This window comes from Salipiger sp. H15, assembly GCF_040409955.1.
In the GTDB taxonomy this organism is placed as follows: Bacteria; Pseudomonadota; Alphaproteobacteria; order Rhodobacterales; family Rhodobacteraceae; genus Salipiger.
The window spans coordinates 1169217-1187832 of sequence record NZ_CP123385.1; the positions used below are offsets into that span (position 1 = coordinate 1169217).

Annotated in this window: 14 protein-coding genes; 12 read left to right on the forward strand and 2 right to left on the reverse strand. The window is 70.7% G+C overall.

What is annotated here, in order from left to right; translation table 11 throughout:
• Positions 1–21: 21 nt before the first annotated feature.
• The 5 genes from PVT71_RS19760 (at position 22) to PVT71_RS19780 (ending at position 5453) form a co-directional block, all read left to right on the forward strand.
• Positions 22–1287, forward strand: a complete 1266-nt coding sequence (locus PVT71_RS19760) for a sarcosine oxidase subunit beta family protein (RefSeq protein ID WP_353474165.1) — start codon at positions 22–24, stop codon at positions 1285–1287.
• Between the two features lie 86 nt (positions 1288–1373).
• Positions 1374–1664, forward strand: a complete 291-nt coding sequence (locus tag PVT71_RS19765; protein WP_353474167.1) for a sarcosine oxidase subunit delta — start codon at positions 1374–1376, stop codon at positions 1662–1664.
• The gene (locus PVT71_RS19770; protein ID WP_353474168.1) at positions 1661–4606 is read left to right on the forward strand and encodes a sarcosine oxidase subunit alpha family protein; all 2946 of its coding nucleotides are present in this window, start codon (positions 1661–1663) and stop codon (positions 4604–4606) included. The genes PVT71_RS19765 and PVT71_RS19770 overlap by 4 nt, the downstream gene beginning before the upstream one ends.
• Positions 4599–5156, forward strand: a complete 558-nt coding sequence (locus PVT71_RS19775) for a sarcosine oxidase subunit gamma (RefSeq protein WP_353474169.1) — start codon at positions 4599–4601, stop codon at positions 5154–5156. Before PVT71_RS19770 ends, PVT71_RS19775 begins: the two co-directional genes overlap by 8 nt.
• Positions 5157–5246: 90 nt before the next feature.
• Positions 5247–5453, forward strand: coding sequence for a SlyX family protein (locus PVT71_RS19780; RefSeq protein WP_353474170.1), 207 nt, complete (start codon positions 5247–5249; stop codon positions 5451–5453).
• A gap of 13 nt (positions 5454–5466) precedes the next feature.
• On the opposite strand, the gene PVT71_RS19785 is transcribed toward PVT71_RS19780, so the two are convergent.
• Complete coding sequence (locus PVT71_RS19785; protein WP_353474171.1) at positions 5467–6243, reverse strand: hypothetical protein; 777 nt, start codon at positions 6241–6243, stop codon at positions 5467–5469.
• A gap of 145 nt (positions 6244–6388) precedes the next feature.
• Complete coding sequence (gene dnaE / locus PVT71_RS19790; protein WP_353474172.1) at positions 6389–9886, reverse strand: DNA polymerase III subunit alpha; 3498 nt, start codon at positions 9884–9886, stop codon at positions 6389–6391.
• A gap of 288 nt (positions 9887–10174) precedes the next feature.
• On the opposite strand from dnaE, the gene xdhA reads away from it, so the two are divergent.
• From xdhA to PVT71_RS19825, 7 genes are read left to right on the forward strand one after another with little or no spacing between them, the layout of a single operon-like run.
• A complete protein-coding gene (gene xdhA, locus PVT71_RS19795) occupies positions 10175–11587 on the forward strand; it encodes a xanthine dehydrogenase small subunit (protein WP_353474173.1) in 1413 nt (470 codons plus the stop codon).
• Positions 11584–14034 (forward strand): xanthine dehydrogenase molybdopterin binding subunit, encoded by a 2451-nt coding sequence (xdhB, locus tag PVT71_RS19800; RefSeq protein ID WP_353474174.1) that lies wholly within the window; start codon positions 11584–11586, stop codon positions 14032–14034. Before xdhA ends, xdhB begins: the two co-directional genes overlap by 4 nt.
• Entirely contained in the window at positions 14024–14971 is a 948-nt protein-coding gene (xdhC, locus tag PVT71_RS19805; RefSeq protein WP_353474175.1) for a xanthine dehydrogenase accessory protein XdhC, read from the forward strand. The genes xdhB and xdhC overlap by 11 nt, the downstream gene beginning before the upstream one ends.
• On the forward strand, positions 14941–16461 hold the full coding sequence (locus PVT71_RS19810) for an ABC transporter ATP-binding protein (protein ID WP_353474176.1): 1521 nt from the start codon (positions 14941–14943) through the stop codon (positions 16459–16461). Before xdhC ends, PVT71_RS19810 begins: the two co-directional genes overlap by 31 nt.
• Positions 16448–16624, forward strand: a complete 177-nt coding sequence (locus PVT71_RS19815) for a hypothetical protein (RefSeq protein ID WP_353474177.1) — start codon at positions 16448–16450, stop codon at positions 16622–16624. Before PVT71_RS19810 ends, PVT71_RS19815 begins: the two co-directional genes overlap by 14 nt.
• Positions 16621–17706, forward strand: coding sequence for an ABC transporter permease (locus tag PVT71_RS19820; protein ID WP_353474178.1), 1086 nt, complete (start codon positions 16621–16623; stop codon positions 17704–17706). Before PVT71_RS19815 ends, PVT71_RS19820 begins: the two co-directional genes overlap by 4 nt.
• Complete coding sequence (locus PVT71_RS19825) at positions 17706–18614, forward strand: ABC transporter permease (RefSeq protein WP_353474179.1); 909 nt, start codon at positions 17706–17708, stop codon at positions 18612–18614. Before PVT71_RS19820 ends, PVT71_RS19825 begins: the two co-directional genes overlap by 1 nt.
• Positions 18615–18616: the final 2 nt, after the last annotated feature.

The following is an 18616-nucleotide window of genomic DNA, read 5'->3' on the forward strand; positions in this document are numbered from 1 at the left end:
GCCAAGCAAGGAGGGACGGACATGCGAGTCTCGCGCCAGAAATTCTCGGGCCTTCGGGTGCTGAAGGAGGCCCTCACCGGGCATCGCGGCTGGGCGCCGCTGTGGCGCGATCCCGAGCCGAAGCCGGCCTATGACTTCGTCATCGTGGGCGGCGGCGGGCACGGGCTGGCCACCGCCTTCTACCTCGCCAGGACCTTCGGGCAGGCCAGGGTGGCGGTGCTGGAAAAGGGCTGGATCGGCTCGGGCAACATCGGGCGCAACACCACGATCATCCGCTCGAACTACCTGCTGCCCGGCAACGAGCCCTTCTACGAGTTTTCGATGAAGCTCTGGGAGACCCTCGAGCAGGAGACCAACTTCAACTCGATGGTCAGCCAGCGCGGGATCATCAACCTCTTCCACACCGACGCGCAGCGCGACGCCTACCGGCGGCGTGGCAATGCCATGCTGCTCGCCGGGGCGGATGCGCGGCTGCTGGGGCAGGAGGAGCTGCGCGCGCGGCTGCCCTATCTCAACTTCGACAACGCCCGCTTCCCGATCAAGGGCGGGCTGCTGCAGGACCGCGCCGGCACCGCGCGGCATGACGGCGTGGCATGGGGCTACGCGCGCGGCGCCGACATGCGCGGCGTCGACATAATCCAGAACTGCGAGGTCACCGGCTTCCGCATCGAGGGTGGCGCGGTGAAGGGCGTCGAGACGACGCGCGGCTACATCGGCGCGGGCAAGGTCGGCGTGGCGGTGGCGGGCTCGTCGAGCCGGGTCATGCAGATGGCCGGGATGCGCCTGCCGATCGAGAGCCACGTGCTGCAGGCCTTCGTGTCGGAGGGGCTGAAGCCGCTGATCGACACGGTGCTCACCTTCGGCGCGGGGCATTTCTACATCAGCCAGTCCGACAAGGGCGGGCTGGTCTTCGGCGGCGACATCGACGGCTACAACTCCTACGCGCAGCGCGGCAACCTGCCGGTGGTCGAGGACGTGGCCGAGGGCGGCATGGCGCTGATGCCGATGATCGGCCGGGCGCGGCTGCTGCGCAGCTGGGGCGGCATCATGGACATGTCGATGGACGGCTCGCCGATCATCGACGCGACGCCGGTGGACGGGCTCTACCTCAACGCCGGCTGGTGCTACGGCGGCTTCAAGGCAACGCCCGCGAGCGGCTATGCCTTTGCCCACCTGCTCGCCACCGGCCGCCCGCACGAGACCGCGACGGCCTACCGGCTCGACCGTTTCGCCCGCGGGCATCTCATCGACGAGAAGGGCGCGGGCGCCCAGCCGAACCTGCACTGAGGCCCGCCCATGCGCGCCGCTCCACTCCTCCCGTTCGCCCCGCGTTACGCCGGGCGGCCTCACAAAGCTCCATCGGACAGGCCCCAATGCTGATCCCGCACCCGCTCCTCGGCCTTCGCGACGCGCAGGAATTCACCTATCTCGGCGATGCCGCGCTTCTGGACCGGCCCTCGCCCGAGGGGGAGGGCGACGAGGCCGCCTTCTGCGACTACGTCTACCTGCGCTGCAACCCGGCGGGCGTGCACCGCGAGCTCTGGTTCCACGAGCAGGGCGACCGCTCGTGGCTGGTGGTGACCCGCAACACGCTCACCCATGAAATTCTCGGCGCCGAGCTCGCCTCGGACGTCGCGCTGGCCCGCAAGGGAGCCGCCGAATGACCCGCATCCCCGGCGGCCTGATCGACCGCAACCGCAGCCTGAACTTCACCTTCAACGGCAGGTCCTACACCGGCCATCCCGGCGACACGCTGGCCTCGGCGCTGCTGGCCAGTGGCGTGCGCCTCATGGGCCGCAGCTTCAAGTATCACCGCCCGCGCGGGCCGATCTCGGCCGGCTCGGAGGAGCCCAACGCCCTCGTCACCCTGCGCGAAAGCGCCCGCGCCGAGCCCAACACCCGCGCCACCGTGGCCGAGCTCCACGACGGGCTCACCGCGCGCAGCCAGAACCATGTGGGCCCGCTCGGCTTCGACGCGATGGCGGTGAACGACCTGCTCTCGCCCTTCTTCGCGGCGGGCTTCTACTACAAGACCTTCATGTGGCCGCGCGCCTTCTGGGAAAAGCTCTACGAGCCGATGATCCGCCGCGCCGCGGGGCTCGGCGCGCTCTCGGGCCTGCCCGATCCCGACGCCTATGACCGCGCCTACCTGCATTGCGACCTGCTGGTCATCGGCGCGGGCGCGGCGGGGCTTGCCGCGGCGCTGACCGCCGCGCGCGCCGGGGCGCAGGTGGTGCTGGCGGACGAGGACTTCCGCCTCGGCGGCCGCCTGCTGGCCGAGAGCGACCCGCTGGGCGGCGCGCCCGCGACCGACTGGGTGGCGGAGGTCGAGGCCGAGCTGCGCGCCCTGCCGAACGTCCGCATCCTCAGCCGCACCACGGTCTTCGGCACCTATGACCACGGCATCTTCGGCGCGGTCGAGCGCGTCGCCGACCACCTGCCCGAGCCGGGCGCGCGGGTGCGCCAGACGCTCTGGCGGATCACCGCGAAACGCGCCGTGCTGGCGGCGGGCGCGACCGAGCGGCACATCCCCTTCGCCAATAACGACCGCCCCGGCATCCTGCTCGCGGGGGCGCTGCGCGCCTATGCCAACCGCTGGGCGGCGCTGCCGGTGGCGAGGCCGCAGGACCGCATCGCCATCTTCACCAGCACCGACGACGGCCACCGCACCGCGCTCGATCTCCTCGGCAAGGGCGCGAACGTCCTCGGCGTGATCGACCCGCGCCCGGACGCGCCGCGCTTCGGCGACTACCAGCTCTTCGCCGGGGCGCAGGTGACCGGCGCGCGCGGGCGGCTTGGCCTCGGCTCGATCGAGATCAGCCGCGACGGGCGCGCCGACTGGCTCGAATGCCATGCGCTCGGCGTCTCGGGCGGCTGGAACCCCAACCTGCACCTCGCCTCGCACCACCGCGGCCGCCCGGTCTGGAACGAGGAGCTTCTGGCCTTCGTGCCGGGCGAGGGTGGCCCGCGGGGGCTCATCCCCGCCGGGGCCTGCGCCGGGCGCGGCTCGACCTCTGCCGCGCTTGGCGATGGCGCGCGGGCGGCGCAGGCGGCCCTGTCGGACCTCGGGATCAGCGCGGCGCTCCCCCGCCTGCCCGAGGGGGAAGACAGGCCCCTGCGCCAGTCCGCCCTCTGGCACGTGCCCGGCAAGGCCCGCGCCTGGGTGGATTTCCAGAACGACGTGACGGTCAAGGACATCGCGCTGGCGCACAAGGAGAACATGCGCCCGGTCGAGCACCTCAAGCGCTGGACCACGCTCGGCATGGCCACCGATCAGGGCAAGACCGCCAACGTCACCGCGCTCGCCGTCATGGCCGAGCTGACCGGCAAGAGCGTCGCCGAGACCGGCACGACGATCTTCCGCCCGCCCTACACCGGCGTCTCGCTCTCGGTGCTCGGCGGCGGCGACACCGGCAAGGACTTCCGCCCCACGCGCCTCACCCCGACCCACCACTGGGCCGAGGCGCAGGGCGCGCCCTTCGTCGAGGTCGGCCCCTGGCTGCGCGCGCAGTATTTCCCGCGCCCCGGCGAGACCCACTGGCGCGAGAGCGTTGACCGCGAAGCGAAGGCCGTGCGCAGCGCCGTCGGCCTCTGCGACGTGACCACGCTCGGCAAGATCGACGTGCAGGGCGCGGACGCCGCCACCTTCCTCGACCGCATCTACGCCAACACCATGGCGACCCTGCCGGTCGGACGGGTGCGCTACGGGCTGATGCTGCGCGAGGACGGGCATCTCTACGACGACGGCACCTGCGCGCGGCTCGCCGAGACCGACTTCGTGGTGACCACCACCACCGGCAACGCCGGGCTGGTCTTCCGCAACATGGAATTTGCCCGCCAATGCCTCTGGCCCGAGCTCGACGTGCAGCTCGTCTCGACCACCGACGCCTGGGCGCAGATCGCCGTGGCCGGGCCGAAGTCGCGCGCGCTGCTGGCCCGCGTCGTGGACGGGTTCGACCTCTCGAACGAGGCCTTCCCCTTCATGGCCTGCGCCGCGCTCACCGTCTGCGGCGGCCTGCGCGCGCGGCTCTTCCGCATCTCCTTCTCGGGCGAGTTGGCCTACGAGATCGCGGTGCCCGCCCGCTACGGCCACGCGCTGATGCAGCGCCTGATGGAGCAGGGGGCCGACCTCGGCGTCACCCCCTACGGCACGGAAACGCTCGGCGTGCTGCGCATCGAGAAGGGTCACGCCGCCGGGGCCGAGCTCAACGGGCAGACCACCGCCGCGATGATCGGCCTTGGCCGCATGGTCTCGGCCAAGAAGGACTCGCTCGGCGCGGTGATGTCGCGGCGCGAAGGGCTGGCGGGCGAGCGGCGCCGCCTCGTCGGGCTGCTGCCGGTGGACCCGGAGGCCCGCGTCGTTCCGGGCGCGCATCTCTTCACCGCCGGCGCGGCGCAGGACACCGAACGCGATCAGGGCTGGATCACCTCGGCCTGCTTCTCGCCGCATGTCGGCAGCTCTATCGGCCTCGGCTTCCTTGAGAACGGTGCCGAGCGCCTCGGCGAGGTGATCACCGCCGCCAACCCGCTCGAGGGCACCAGCGCCGAGCTGCGCGTCGTGTCCCCGCATTTCGTCGACCCCGAAGGAGCGCGCCTGCGTGACTGACCTCGTTCCCCTCACCGCCCTCGGTGCCGAAACCCCGCGCCGCGCCGCGTTCGGCGCGCTGACCCTGACCGAACGTCCGGACATCGCCCTCGCCTCGCTGGCCCTGCGCCGCGGCGGCGCCGCGCCCGCACCCTTCGGCCTTGCTCTGCCGGGGCCGGGCGGGCTGGTGCAGGCGGATGATCACGCCGCGTTCTGGACCGGGCCGCAGCAGTGGATGCTGATGGCCGGGGGCGGGGCCGGTGCGGATTTCGCCGCCGCCCTCCTCGCCGCCGTGCCGGGCGCCTCGGTGACCGAACAGACCGACGGCTGGGCGATCTTCGACATCTCGGCCCCCGCGGCGGAGCCGCTGGAGCGCCTGCTCGAGCGGCTGGTCAACCTGCCGCCCGAGGCCACCGCCCCGGGCCGCGCCACCCGCACCATGCTGCACCACATGCCGGTCTTCGTCCTGCGCCGCGGCGCCACGGAGATCACGCTCCTCGGCATGCGCTCTGCGGCGCAGGGCCTCTGGCACGCGCTCGAGACGGCCGCCCGGCGGCAGGCGGCGGGCTGAGCGCCCGCAGCTGCCATGGACAAGCCGGGCCGCGCCGCCTATCTGCAGGGCACACCCCCAAGGCCGCCGGCCAGAGGCAAGGAGCCCCGCATGCCGCATCAGATGGAAGACCTGCAGGAACGCATCGCGCATCTGCAGCGCGCGGTGGACGACCTGTCCGAGACCGTCGCCCGGCAGGACCGCGACATCGCCCTGCTGCAGCACCGCGTGCAGATGCTGATGGAGCGCGAGGCCGCGCGCGAGAGCGACGGCGGCGGCGGGGTGATCCTCGGCGACGAGCGCCCGCCGCACTACTGAGCCGCCCGCGGCCTCAGTGCTGCTCGAGGGCGACGACCCGTCCGTCGTGCAGCAGCAGGTTCACGTAGCTCGAACTGCCGAAGGCCGGGTAGACGCTGACGAAGGCCGTGTCCCGCGCCAGCCGCGTCATGGCCCGGCCGCAGGGGCGCCCGGCGGGCACGCCGCAGACCTCGGCCTTCACCACCTCGTAGGCGCCGTCCACCGGCCCGGTCGGCAGCGTCCGTCCCGCCAGCCCGTAGCGCAGCTGCTCGTGCAGCGCCGGCTCGCCGAAGAGCGCCAGCGCGCCGGTCACCTGCCGGGCGCAGCCATCGCCGAAGCCGGTGATGTAGAGCGCGCGCGGCGCCATGGTGCCGGGCTGGCTGTCGTAGAGCACGTAGCCGCGGCGGGTCTCGGGATATTGCGCCACCGGCACGCCGAGCCGTCTTTCGCTTACGCCGCAGACCCGGGCGATCTCGCCGAAGGGCAGGGCGGTGCCGAAGGGCACCTGCCGCGCGTCGGGCCCCGTGCCCTTGGCCGCTGCGGCCTGCCCGCCGAGCCAGCCCAGAAGCCCGCCCTGCGGCGCGGCCTGCGCGCGCGGGGCCGGGGTCTCGCGGCTTTGGAGGAAGCCGCCCTCCTCGGACAGCTCGGCCCCGGAGGGCAGGGCGGCGCTCTGCCCGGCGCTTTCGTCGAGCTCGACGTCCGAGAGGCGCGGCACCTCGTCCGGGGTCTCGCAGGCGGCGAGCGCAAGGGCGGCAAGGCAGCCGAGGATGGGCAGCGCCCGCGGGGGGCGGCTCGGGGCGGGGCGTGACACGAAGGGCCTCCACGCAAGGGACCGTCGAACGCCTCCGGCCGCGCGAAGCCGCGCGCGGGCCGAAAACGTTAATCTTCGTGTAACCTTTCCCTTGCGGCAGGTCTACAAGCCCTTGGCGAGGCGCGGAAAACCGGCGGCGGACCGCTCAGAAATCCTCGACCGCCAGCACCCCGCCCAGCGATTTCACCGCGCCCTTGATCTCGGGGGTCACCGGGAAATCCTGCTGCAGGTCCATCTCGACCTCGCCCGGCAGCCCGTGGTCCGCAAGGCAGAGCCGCACCGGGCCGCGCCCGGCCTTCGGCATCTGCTCGGCCGCGCGGCTCAGCACCGAGGCGATCTGGCTGATCGCCCCTGCGCCCTCGATCCAGATCTTCAGCCCTGTCGCGCCAGCGCCCGCGACCACCTGCTCGACCGGACCCACCGAGCGCGCCAGCAGCTTGAGCTGGTCCGCCTCCATCGTGGCCTCGACGGTGATCACCACCTTCGAGCCGGTCTCGAGGAACTCGCGGCTCTTCTCCAGCGTCTCGGAGAAGAGCGTCACCTCGTAGGCCCCCGTGGGATCGGAAAGCTGCGCAAAGGCAAAGCGGTTGCCCTTGGCGGACTTGCGTTCCTGCCGCCCGGCGACGACACCCGCCAGCTTGGCGATGCAGGGCCCGCCGCGCGCCTTGTTGGTCGCCTCTTCCAGAGTCATCACGTCGCGCCGCTTCAGCGCCGGCATGTAATCGTCGAGCGGGTGGCCCGAGAGGTAGAAGCCGATCGCCTTGAACTCTTCCGAGAGCCGCTCGGCGGGCAGCCAGTCGGGCACCGGCGAAAGCCGCGGCTCGGGCAGGTCGTCCCCGGCCTCGCCGAAGAGCGAGACCTGAGCCGAGGCCTTCTGCTCGTGGATCGCGGCGGAATAGGCGACCAGCGCATCGAGGCTGTCGAACACCCGGCGGCGGTTCTTGTCGAGAATGTCGAAGACACCCGCGCGGGCCATCATCTCCATCGGGCGCTTGCCGACACGCTTCAGATCCACGCGCCGCGCCACGTCGAAGAGCGTGGTGAAGGGCGTGCTGCCGCGCCCCTCGACCACCAGCCGCATCGCCTCGACGCCGACGTTCTTCAGCGCGCCGAGCGCGTAGACCAGCTCGCCGTCCACCACGTCGAAGGTCGCCTGCGAGCGGTTGATGCAGGGCGGCACGAAGGGCAGCTTGAGCCCGTTCTTCATCTCGTCGAAATAGACGGCGAGCTTGTCGGTGAGGTGGATATCGCAGTTCATCACCCCGGCCATGAACTCGACCGGGTGGTTCGCCTTCAGCCAGGCGGTCTGGTAGGACACCACCGCGTAGGCCGCCGCGTGCGACTTGTTGAAGCCGTAGTTGGCGAATTTCTCGAGAAGGTCGAAGACCTCGGAGGCCTTCTTCTTGTCGACGCCGTTCTCGGCCGCGCCCTTCTCGAACTTCGGGCGCTCGGCGTCCATCGCCTCCTTGATCTTCTTGCCCATGGCGCGGCGCAGAAGGTCGGCGCCGCCCAGCGAGTAGCCCGCCATGACCTGCGCGATCTGCATCACCTGTTCCTGGTAGACGATGATGCCCTGCGTTTCGGCCAGGATGTGGTCGATCGAGGGGTGCACCGAGGTAATCTCGCGCAGGCCGTTCTTGACCTCGCAATAGACCGGGATGTTCTCCATCGGGCCGGGACGGTAGAGCGCCACGAGCGCCACGATGTCCTCGATGCAGGTGGGCTTCATGCGCTTGAGCGCATCCATCATGCCCGAGCTTTCCACCTGGAACACCGCAACCGTCCTGGCCGCGGAATAGAGCTCGTAGGTCGCCGCGTCGTCGAGCGGGATGAGGTTCATCTCGTTCTCGGCGCCCTCGGGCGGATCGTAGAGCTGCGTGCCGTCGGCGGCGACATGGATCGGCCGGCCCGACTTCAGGATCAGGTTCACCGCGTTCTGGATCACCGTCAGCGTCTTCAGGCCGAGGAAGTCGAACTTCACGAGGCCCGCCTGTTCCACCCATTTCATGTTGAACTGGGTGGCCGGCATGTCCGAGCGCGGATCCTGATAGAGCGGCACCAGCTGGTCCAGGGGCCGGTCACCGATCACCACGCCCGCGGCGTGGGTCGAGGCGTTCCTGAGCAGCCCCTCGACCTGCTGGCCGTAGGTCAGCAGCCGGTCCACGACCTCCTCGTTGCGCGCCTCCTCGCGCAGGCGCGGCTCGTCCTGCAGCGCCTTCTCGATCGAGACGGGCTTCACCCCCTCGACCGGGATCATCTTCGACAGCCGGTCGACCTGGCCGTAGGGCATCTGCAGCACCCGCCCGACGTCGCGCACCGCGGCCTTGGACAGCAGCGCGCCGAAGGTGATGATCTGCCCGACCCGGTCGCGGCCGTATTTCTCCTGCACGTAGCGGATCGTCTCCTCGCGCCGGTCCATGCAGAAGTCGATGTCGAAGTCGGGCATCGAGACCCGCTCGGGGTTGAGGAAGCGCTCGAAGAGCAGCGAGTAGCGCAGCGGGTCGAGGTCGGTGATGGTCAGCGCGTAGGCCACCAGCGAGCCCGCGCCCGAACCCCGGCCCGGGCCGATGGGAATGCCGTTGTCCTTCGACCACTTGATGAAGTCGGCCACGATCAGGAAGTAGCCGGGGAAACCCATGCCCTCGATGATGCCGAGCTCGAAGTCGAGCCGCTGCTGGTACTCCTCGACGCTCACCGCGTGCGGGATCACCGCGAGCCGCGCCTGCAGCCCCTCGTTGGCCTGCCGCCGCAGTTCCTCGACCTCGTCGTCGGCGAATTTCGGCAGGATCGGATCGCGGCGGTAGGCCATGAAGGCGCAGCGCTTCGCGATCTCGACGGTGTTGTCGATGGCTTCCGGCAGGTCGGCAAACAGCGTCGCCATCTCCTGCGGGGTCTTGAGGTAATGCTGCGGCGTCAGCCTGCGGCGCGGCTCCTGCTGGTCGACATAGGCGCCCTCGGAGATGCAGATGAGCGCGTCATGCGCCTCGTACATGTCGGCCTTGGGGAAGTAGACGTCATTGGTGGCCACGAGCGGCAGGCCCATCTCGTAGGCCATCTCGACATGGCCGCGCTCGGCAAGCCGCTCCTCGGGCGGCAGGCCGGTCTCGCCCGGATGGCGCTGCAGCTCGACGTAGAGCCGGTCGGCGTAGATCTGGTGCAGCCGCGTCAGCAGCGTCTGCGCTGCGGCGCGGTGGTTGTCGCGCAGGTGGCGGCCGATGGGGCCGTCGGGGCCGCCGGTGAGGCAGATCAGCCCCGCGCCATGGGTCTCGAGATCGTGGAGCGTCACGTGCGGCTCCTGCCCGTCACCGCGCAGGTAGAGGCAGGAGTTCAGCTTCATCAGGTTCTCGTAGCCGAGCTCGGACTGCGCCAGCAGCACGATCGGGGCGGGGGGCTTCGGCTTCTCGCCCGGCACCGGCGTCACGTAGAGCAGATCAAGCTGGCAGCCGATGATCGGCTGGATCCCCGCGCCGCTGGCCCCGACCGAAAACTCCAGCGCGGCAAAGAGGTTGTTGGTGTCCGTCACCGCCACGGCGGGCATGTCCATGGCCTCGCAGAGCCCGGGCAGCTTCTTCAGCCGCACGGCGCCCTCGAGCAGGGAATATTCGGTATGGACGCGGAGGTGGATGAATCGTGGATCGCTCATGGCGCCAGAGTAGGGCGGCGCGCGGGGGGGCGAAAGCCCTCGCGTGCGCCGCGACCGGAACGAGCGGGGCGCCGGGCGCGGGACTCCCCGCCCGCGCGGCGGCCCGCGCCATGCGCAAATCCGCGCCAGCCCCGCGCACTCTGCCTGCCAAACGGGCAAATTCTTCTTGCCAACCCCGAAATCCCCCGCCTAGCCTTGGGGAAAGAGACAAGAATCCGCGCGCCTTCTACGCCGCATCGAGGGCGCGCACCGGGGAAACAACCAATGGTAAGGCGGCGGGTCATCGAAATGGACATCTCCTTTCTTCTGAACGGGGAAAGCGTGGTGCTGCGCGACGTGTCTCCCACGCGCACGGCGCTCGACTGGCTGCGCGAGGAGCGCGGACTCAGGGGCACCAAGGAAGGCTGCAACGAGGGCGATTGCGGCGCCTGCACGGTGATGCTCACCGATGCGCGCGGCAGCCGGGCGGTGAACGCCTGCATCCTGCTGCTGCCGCAGCTTCACGGCAGGGCGCTGCGCACGGTCGAGGGCATCGCGGGCCCCAAGGGCGCGCCGCACCCGGTCCAGCAGGCGATGGTCGACCACCACGGCTCGCAATGCGGCTTCTGCACGCCCGGTTTCGTGGTCTCGATGGCCACCGCGCATCTCAACGGCGATACCGGCCACGACGACGCGCTGGCGGGCAACCTCTGCCGCTGCACGGGCTACGCGCCGATCATCCGTGCCGCCGAGGCCGCCACCGCCGCGCCGGTGCCCGAGTGGTTGGACGACCGGTCCTTCCTCATGTCGCAAATATCCTCGGGGGGGCTCGGCGCAGCCGAGCGGGGGGCAGACAGCCCCCCTCCGGCGGTGGCCGCCCCCGAAACCGCGGACGAGCTGGCGCGCCTCTACGAGGCGGCTCCCGACGCGACGCTGGTGGCCGGCGCCACCGACGTCGGGCTCTGGGTCACCAAGCAGCTGCGCGATCTGGGGCCGGTGATCTTCCTCAACCGCTGCGCCGACCTGCAGCAGGTCGAGGTCTCCGAAGAGACCATCCGCATCGGCGCGGGCGTCACCATGGACCGCGTGCTCACGCTGATGAAGGACCATTACCCCAGCTATGCCGAGATGCTGCGCCGCTACGGCTCGGCGCAGGTGCGCGCGGCGGCGACGCTCGGCGGCAACATCGCCAACGGCTCGCCGATCGGGGACAACCCGCCCGCGCTCATCGCGCTCGGTGCGGCGCTGCACCTGCGCAAGGGCGAGACGCGCCGCGAGATGCCGGTCGAGGCGTTCTTCCTCGATTACGGCAGGCAGGACCGGCAGCCCGGCGAGTTCGTCGAGGCGGTGACCATCCCGCGCAAGCCCGATCACCTGCGGGTCTACAAGCTCTCCAAGCGCTTCGATCAGGACATCTCCGCCGCCTGCGGCGCCTTCTGGATCGAGGTAGACGGAGGCGCGGTGACCGAGGCGCGCATCGCCTTCGGCGGCATGGCGGGCACCCCCAAGCGTGCCTCCCATGTCGAGCAGGCCCTCATCGGCCAGCCGTGGAGCGAGGAAACCCTGCGCGCCATCTCGGGCGAATGGGAGAAGGACTTCCAGCCGATGACCGACATGCGCGCCAGCGCCGGCTACCGGCTCGAGGCCGCGCGCAACATGCTGACGCGCTGCCTGCTCGCCGATCAGGGCGCGGCCACCGACGTGCGGGAGGTGCGGGCATGAGCGTCTCGAAGCCCCTGCCGCATGACGCGGCGCCGCTGCATGTCTCGGGCAAGGCCCGCTACATCGACGACATCCCCGTGCCGGCGGACTGCCTGCACCTCGCCTTCGGCCTCTCGACCATCGCGGCGGGGACGATCACCTCGATCGACCTCTCGGCGGTTCGCGCCGCCCCCGGCGTTGTGAAGGTCTGGGAGGCGAAGGACCTGCCCTCGGACTGCGACTGCTCGGCCTCGCTGCACGACGAGCCGCTGCTTTCGGACGGTAGCATCAACTACCTCGGGCAGCAGATCTTCCTCGTCGCCGCCACCAGCCACCTCGCTGCGCGCAAGGCGGCGCGGCTGGCCAGGATCACCTACGCGCAACGCGAGCCCATCCTCACCATCGAGCAGGCGCTCGCCGCCAACTCGCGCTTCGAGGAAGGCCCGCGCATCTGGGAGAAGGGCGATGCCGCCGAGGCGCTGAAATCCGCCCCGATCACGCTGGAAGGCTCGCTCGAGATGGGCGGGCAGGAGCATTTCTACCTCGAGAGCCAGGCCGCGCTGGTGCTGCCGCAGGACAATGGCGATCTGGTCGTCGCCAGCTCCACCCAGCACCCGACCGAGATCCAGCACAAGGTCGCCCACGCGCTGCACCTGCCGATGCATGCGGTGCGGGTCGAGACCCGGCGCATGGGCGGAGGCTTCGGCGGCAAGGAGAGCCAGGGCAACGCGCCCGCCATCGCCTGCGCCGTGGCGGCCTCCGAGACCGGGCGTCCGGCGAAGCTGCGCTACGACCGCGACGACGACATGATGATCACCGGCAAGCGGCACGACTTCCGGATCGACTACACCGTCGGTTTCGACGAGACGGGTCGCGTCCAGGCGGTGGACTTCCGGCACTATACCCGCTGCGGTTGGGCGCAGGATCTCTCGCTCGCCGTCGCCGACCGCGCCATGCTGCATGCCGACAACGCCTATGACATCGCCGCGCTGCGGGTCGAGAGCCACCGGCTCAAGACCAACATGCAGAGCGCCACGGCCTATCGCGGCTTCGGCGGCCCGCAGGGCATGTTCGGCATCGAGCGGGTGATGGACCACGTCGCCCATCACCTGAAGATGGACCCGGCCGAGCTGCGCCGCCGCAACTACTACGCCGACCTCGTCCCCGCGGGGACGGGGGCGCAGGGGGGGCCCCCGGGGGAGGCGGCGCGGGGTGCCCCGGGGGGGACGGCAAGCAAGAGCGTCCCCGCGGGGACAGATACGCTGGCGCATGACGACAGGGATGACCTCGCCTCGCGCGGCGCGCTCGGCGGGGCAGGCGCGGGCCATGCCCCGCAGGAGACCCATTACGGCCAGCCGGTCGAGGATTTCATCCTCGGCGCGCTCACCGCGAAGCTCGAGGAGAGCAGCGGTTACGCCGCCCGGCGCAAGGCGGTGGACGACTGGAACGCCGCGAACCCGGTGCTGAAGAAGGGCCTCGCCCTCTCGCCTGTGAAGTTCGGCATCTCCTTCACGCTCACCCACCTCAACCAGGCCGGGGCGCTGGTGCACGTCTACCAGGACGGCTCGATCCAGCTCAACCATGGCGGTACCGAGATGGGGCAGGGGCTCTTCCAGAAGGTGGCGCAGGTCGCTGCCGCGCGCTTCGGCGTGCCGATGGAAAGGGTGAAGATCACCGCGACCGACACCGGCAAGGTGCCCAACACCTCGGCCACGGCGGCCTCCTCGGGGTCCGACCTCAACGGCATGGCGGTGAAGGCCGCCTGCGACACGATCCGCGACCGCATGGCGCATCACCTCGCCGAACTGCACCAGGACCTGCCCGAGAACGTCCGCTTCGCCGGTGGCATGGTCCACGTGGGCGGCACCGACATCCCCTTCGAGGAGGCGGCGGTGCTCTGCTACCAGGGGCGCGTGTCGCTGTCCTCGACCGGCTACTACAAGACGCCCAAGGTGGACTGGGACCGCATCCGCGGGCAGGGTCGGCCGTTCTTCTACTTCGCCTATGGCGCGGCGGTCACCGAGGTGGTGCTCGACACGCTGACCGGCGAGAACCGCATCCTGCGCACCGACATCCTGCACGACTGCGGCGCCTCGCTGAACCCGGCGCTGGACATCGGCCAGATCGAGGGCGGCTACGTGCAGGGCGCGGGCTGGCTGACCACCGAGGAACTGGTCTGGGACGGCAAGGGCGCGCTGCGCACCCATGCGCCCTCGACCTACAAGATCCCCGCCTGCTCGGACCGGCCCGAGGTGTTCAACGTGGCGCTCTGGGAGGGCCACAACATCGAGGAGACGATCTACCGCTCCAAGGCTGTCGGCGAGCCGCCGTTCAACCTCGGCATCTCGGCCTTCCTCGCGCTCTCGGACGCGGTGGCCGCCTGCGGCGAGGGCTACCCGGATCTCGTGGCCCCGGCGACGCCCGAGAACCTGCTGGCGGCGGTGCGGAGGGTGCGCGATGGGCTTTGACCTCGCTGGGCTGAAGGCGGCGGTAGCGGCCCAAGGGCGCGTCGCCCGCGTGGTCATCGCCGAGGTTTCGGGCTCGGCCCCGCGCGAGGTCGGCTGCGCCATGCTGGTCTGGAAGGAGCAGGGAAAACTCTGCCAGAGCGGCACGATCGGCGGCGGCGCACTGGAACTGATGGCGGTCGAGCAGGCCCTCGGCGCGCCCGGCCTCACCCGACACCCGCTCGGCCCGGGGCTCGGCCAGTGCTGCGGCGGCGCGGTGGTGCTCTGGACCGAGGTCTTCGATGCCGAAAGCGTCGCGGCGCTCGCGGGGCAGGAGGTCATCGCGCGCGGCGCGGGCGCGCGCCCGCTTGCCGTGGAGCGGCTGATCGACCGCGCCCGCGCGCAGGGCAGGGCGCCCGAACCGCAGCTGGTGCAGGGCTGGATGGTCGAGCCGCTCGCCCGCCCCGCCCGGCAGCTCTGGATCTGGGGCGCGGGCCATGTCGGTCGCGCCACGGTGCAGGTCATGGCGCCGCTGCCCGATCTTGCGATCACCTGGGTCGACACCGGCCCCGAGCGCTTCCCCGCGGCGGTGCCGCAGGGCGTCACCGTGCTGCCCGCCGCCGATCCCGCGCGGGCGGTGCGCCACGCGCCGCAGGAGGCCGAGCACCTCATCCTCACCTACAGCCACGAGATCGACCTGCAGCTCTGCCATGCGCTGCTGCTGCACGGCTTCACTTTCGCCGGGCTGATCGGCTCCGAGACCAAATGGGCACGGTTCCGCAGCCGTCTGCGGGCGCTGGGGCATGCCGATGCCCAAATTGCTCGCATTTCTTGTCCGATTGGTCAAAAAACATACGGGCGGCACCCGCAGGCGATTGCCATCGGCGTGGCCGGGCAGCTATTGGGGCAGAAAAAAGGGGACGGGACGGCGTGGATACACTCCTCAGCATCCGGGGCCTGACCAAGGCCTATCCCGGTGTCGTGGCCAATGACGATGTCTCCTTCGACATCGGCAAGGGCGAGATCCATGCGCTGCTCGGCGAGAACGGCGCGGGCAAGTCGACGCTGGTGAAGATGATCTTCGGGCTGGTCAAGCCCGACGCGGGCGAGATGGTCCTGGACGGCGCGCCCTACGCGCCGGCCAAGCCCTCGGACGCGCGCCGCTCGGGCGTCGCCATGGTGTTCCAGCACTTCTCGCTCTTCGAGGCGCTTGACGTGGCCGAGAACGTGGCGCTCGGCATGGAGAACCCGCCGAAGGCGCGCGACCTCGCCCGGCAGATCCGCGAGGTCTCGGAAACCTACGGCCTGCCGCTCGACCCCGCGCGCACCGTCGGCACGCTCTCCGCCGGCGAGCGCCAGCGGGTCGAGATCATCCGCTGCCTGCTGCAGAACCCGCGCCTCTTGATCATGGACGAGCCGACCTCGGTGCTGACCCCGCAGGAGGTCGACATCCTCTTCCAGACGCTCAACAAGCTGCGCGCCGAGGGCACCTCGATCCTCTACATCTCGCACAAGCTCGAGGAGATCCGCGCGCTCTGCGACGAGGCGACGATCCTGCGGCTCGGCAGGAACGTCGGCACCTGCACCCCGCGCGAGGTGACCGCCCGGCAGATGGCCGAGCTGATGGTCGGATCGAGCTTCAACGCCCCCGAGGCCCGCGCCGGCGAGAAGGGCGCGGTGCTGCTGCGCACCGACAAGCTCTCGCTGCCCGCGCCGGGCGCCTTCGGCACGCCGCTGCGCGAGGTCTCGCTCGAGGTCCGCGCCGGCGAGGTGCTGGGCATCGGCGGCGTCGCGGGCAACGGACAGGACGAGCTCCTGATGGCGCTCTCCGGCGAGCGCCTGGCCCCCGCCGGCTCGATCTTCTTCAGGGACCGGGACATCAGCCGCCTCGGCCCGATCGGCCGCCGCGACGCGGGGCTGCTCTCGGGCCCCGAGGAGCGGCTCGGCCACGCCGCCGCCCCGAACATGAGCCTCACCGAGAACGGCGTGCTGACCGCCGCCCGCCGCGAGGGGCTGCTGCAGGGCGGCTTCATCGACTGGGGCAAGTCGAAGGCCTTCGCCGAGAAGGTGATCGAACGCTTCGACGTGCGCACCCCCGGGCCCGGCACCGCGGCGCGGGCGCTCTCGGGCGGCAACCTGCAGAAATTCGTCGTCGGGCGGGAGATCCTGCAAAGCCCCGACGTCTTCGTGGTCAACCAGCCGACCTGGGGCGTCGACGCCGCCGCCGCCGCGGCGATCCGGCAGGCGCTGCTCGATCTCGCGGCGCAGGGCGCGGCGATCATCGTCATCTCCCAGGACCTCGACGAGCTGATCGAGATCTCGGACCGCTTCGCGGCGCTCAACGAGGGGCGCCTGTCGCCCGCCCGCGCCGTGGCCGAGCTCGACATCGAGAAGATCGGCCTGATGATGGGCGGGGCGCATGACATGGAGGTGGCCCATGTCGACGGCTGACCCCCGGCGCGGTGCGGTCTGGCAGGCGCCGGATATGCGTATTTTCGAAGAGAAGAAGCCGCAGGCTTCGGTCTTCCGCGCAGCCCTTTCCGCTTCTTCTCTTTCCAAATACGCATGGCGCGGCGGTGACACCCGCGCGGCGCCGGTGGGAGGCTCCGCATGATCCGCCTCGAGAAACGTCCCCAGCCGTCGCGGCTCTGGACCATCCTGACCCCGCTGCTCGCGGTGGTGCTGACCATGATCGTGGGCGGCATCATGTTCGCGCTGCTCGGCAAGCCGCCGCTGGAGGCGATCCGCACGATCTTCTGGGACCCGCTGTTCCACCCGCAGTTCGCCAGCTACTCGCGGCCGCAGCTGCTGGTCAAGGCGGGGCCGCTGATCCTCATCGCCATCGGCCTCTCGATCGGCTTCAAGGCGGGGATCTGGAACATCGGCGCCGAGGGGCAGTACATCATCGGCGCGGTCACCGGCGCGGCGGTGGGGCTGGCCTTCTACCCCTCGGAGAGCGTGCTGCTCTTCCCGCTGATGGTGGTCGCGGGCGCGCTCGGCGGCTGGGCCTGGGCGATGATCCCGGCGGTGCTGAAGACGAAGTTCGGCACCAACGAGATCCTTGTCTCGCTGATGCTGGTCTACGTCGCCGAGAACATCCTCGCCTCGGCCTCCTCGGGCTGGCTGCGCAATCCCGAGGGCATGGGCTTCCCCGGCTCGCGCAACTTCAAGCAATGGGCCGCGGTGCACAATGACGAGCTGATCACCGGCACCGGCATGCACTGGGGCGTCGTCGCGGCGCTGATCGCGGTGATTGCCGCCTACGTGCTGATGGCGCGGCACATCCAGGGCTTCAACATCCGCCTCTCGGGCGAGGCGCCGCGGGCGGCGCGCTTCTCGGGGGTGAACCCGTCGCGCATCGTCTTCCTCTGCCTCGGCATCTCGGGGGCGCTGGCGGGCATGGCGGGGCTGTTCGAGGTCACCGGCCCGGCGGGGCAGATCACCATCGACTTCGGCTCGGGCTACGGCTTCACCGCGATCATCGTCGCCTTCCTCGGGCGGCTGCACCCGGTCGGCATCCTGCTCGCGGGTCTGCTGATGGCGCTGACCTACATCGGCGGCGAGCTGGCGCAGCTCATGCTCGGCCTGCCGGGCGCGTCGATCCAGCTCTTCCAGGGCATGCTGCTGTTCTTCCTGCTGGCCACCGACGTCTTCACCAACTACCGCATCCGCTTCGCCAAGAGGGAGCTGGCCTGATGGATCCCGTACTGCTTGTCGCCTCGATCATGGTCTCGGCGACGCCGATCCTGCTGGCGGCCATCGGCGAGATGGTGGTGGAAAAGGCCGGGGTGCTGAACCTCGGCGTCGAGGGCATGATGATCACCGGCGCGGTGGTCGGCTTCGCCGCGGCGGTGAGCACCGGCTCGCCGCTGGTCGGCTTCGCGGCGGCGGCGCTGGCCTCGGCGGTGCTGTCGCTGAGCTTCGGCTTCCTGACCCAGGTGCTGCTGTCGAACCAGGTGGCGACGGGCCTCGGCCTGACGCTGGTGGGGCTGGGGCTCTCGGCGCTCGTCGGCGCCTCCTTCGAGGGGGTGCGCGCGCCCGGCATGCACAAGCTGCGGATCCCGCTGCTGGCCGACATTCCGGTGTTCGGGCCGATGTTCTTCCGCCATGACGTCATGGTCTACGTGAGCCTGCTGCTGGTGCTCGCCGTCTGGGCCTTCCTGAAATACACCCGCGCCGGGCTGATCCTGCGCGCGGTGGGCGAGGACCACGAGAGCGCCCATGCGCTCGGCTACAAGGTGGTGCGGGTGCGGATGGCGGCGATCTTCTTCGGCGGCGCCTGCGCCGGGCTCGGCGGCGCCTACGTCAGCCTCGTGCGCGTGCCGCAATGGACCGAGGGCATGACCGCCGGCGCCGGCTGGATCGCGCTGGCCATCGTCGTCTTCGCCAGCTGGCGGCCGCTCGGCGTGCTGATCGGCGCCTATCTCTTCGGCGGCGTCACCGTGCTGCAGCTCAACCTCCAGGCGGCGGGTGCCAACGTGCCGGTCGAGCTGCTGTCGATGTCGCCCTACCTGATCACCATCCTCGTGCTGGTGATCATCTCGGCCCGCGGGGTGCATGGCGCGCCCGGTTCGCTGGGCCGCTCTTTCCACGCCTCGACCTGACA

What these genes read in the sequence shown, in the direction of transcription:
- PVT71_RS19820 (WP_353474178.1), top strand. Translation starts at nt 16,621, where the DNA reads ATGATCCGCCTCGAGAAACGTCCCCAGCCGTCGCGGCTCTGGACCATC.
- PVT71_RS19765 (WP_353474167.1), top strand. Translation starts at nt 1,374, where the DNA reads ATGCTGATCCCGCACCCGCTCCTCGGCCTTCGCGACGCGCAGGAATTC.
- xdhB (WP_353474174.1), top strand. Translation starts at nt 11,584, where the DNA reads ATGAGCGTCTCGAAGCCCCTGCCGCATGACGCGGCGCCGCTGCATGTC.
- xdhC (WP_353474175.1), top strand. Translation starts at nt 14,024, where the DNA reads ATGGGCTTTGACCTCGCTGGGCTGAAGGCGGCGGTAGCGGCCCAAGGG.
- PVT71_RS19770 (WP_353474168.1), top strand. Translation starts at nt 1,661, where the DNA reads ATGACCCGCATCCCCGGCGGCCTGATCGACCGCAACCGCAGCCTGAAC.
- PVT71_RS19815 (WP_353474177.1), top strand. Translation starts at nt 16,448, where the DNA reads ATGTCGACGGCTGACCCCCGGCGCGGTGCGGTCTGGCAGGCGCCGGAT.
- PVT71_RS19825 (WP_353474179.1), top strand. Translation starts at nt 17,706, where the DNA reads ATGGATCCCGTACTGCTTGTCGCCTCGATCATGGTCTCGGCGACGCCG.
- PVT71_RS19760 (WP_353474165.1), top strand. Translation starts at nt 22, where the DNA reads ATGCGAGTCTCGCGCCAGAAATTCTCGGGCCTTCGGGTGCTGAAGGAG.
- xdhA (WP_353474173.1), top strand. Translation starts at nt 10,175, where the DNA reads ATGGACATCTCCTTTCTTCTGAACGGGGAAAGCGTGGTGCTGCGCGAC.
- dnaE (WP_353474172.1), bottom strand. Translation starts at nt 9,886, where the DNA reads ATGAGCGATCCACGATTCATCCACCTCCGCGTCCATACCGAATATTCC.
- PVT71_RS19780 (WP_353474170.1), top strand. Translation starts at nt 5,247, where the DNA reads ATGCCGCATCAGATGGAAGACCTGCAGGAACGCATCGCGCATCTGCAG.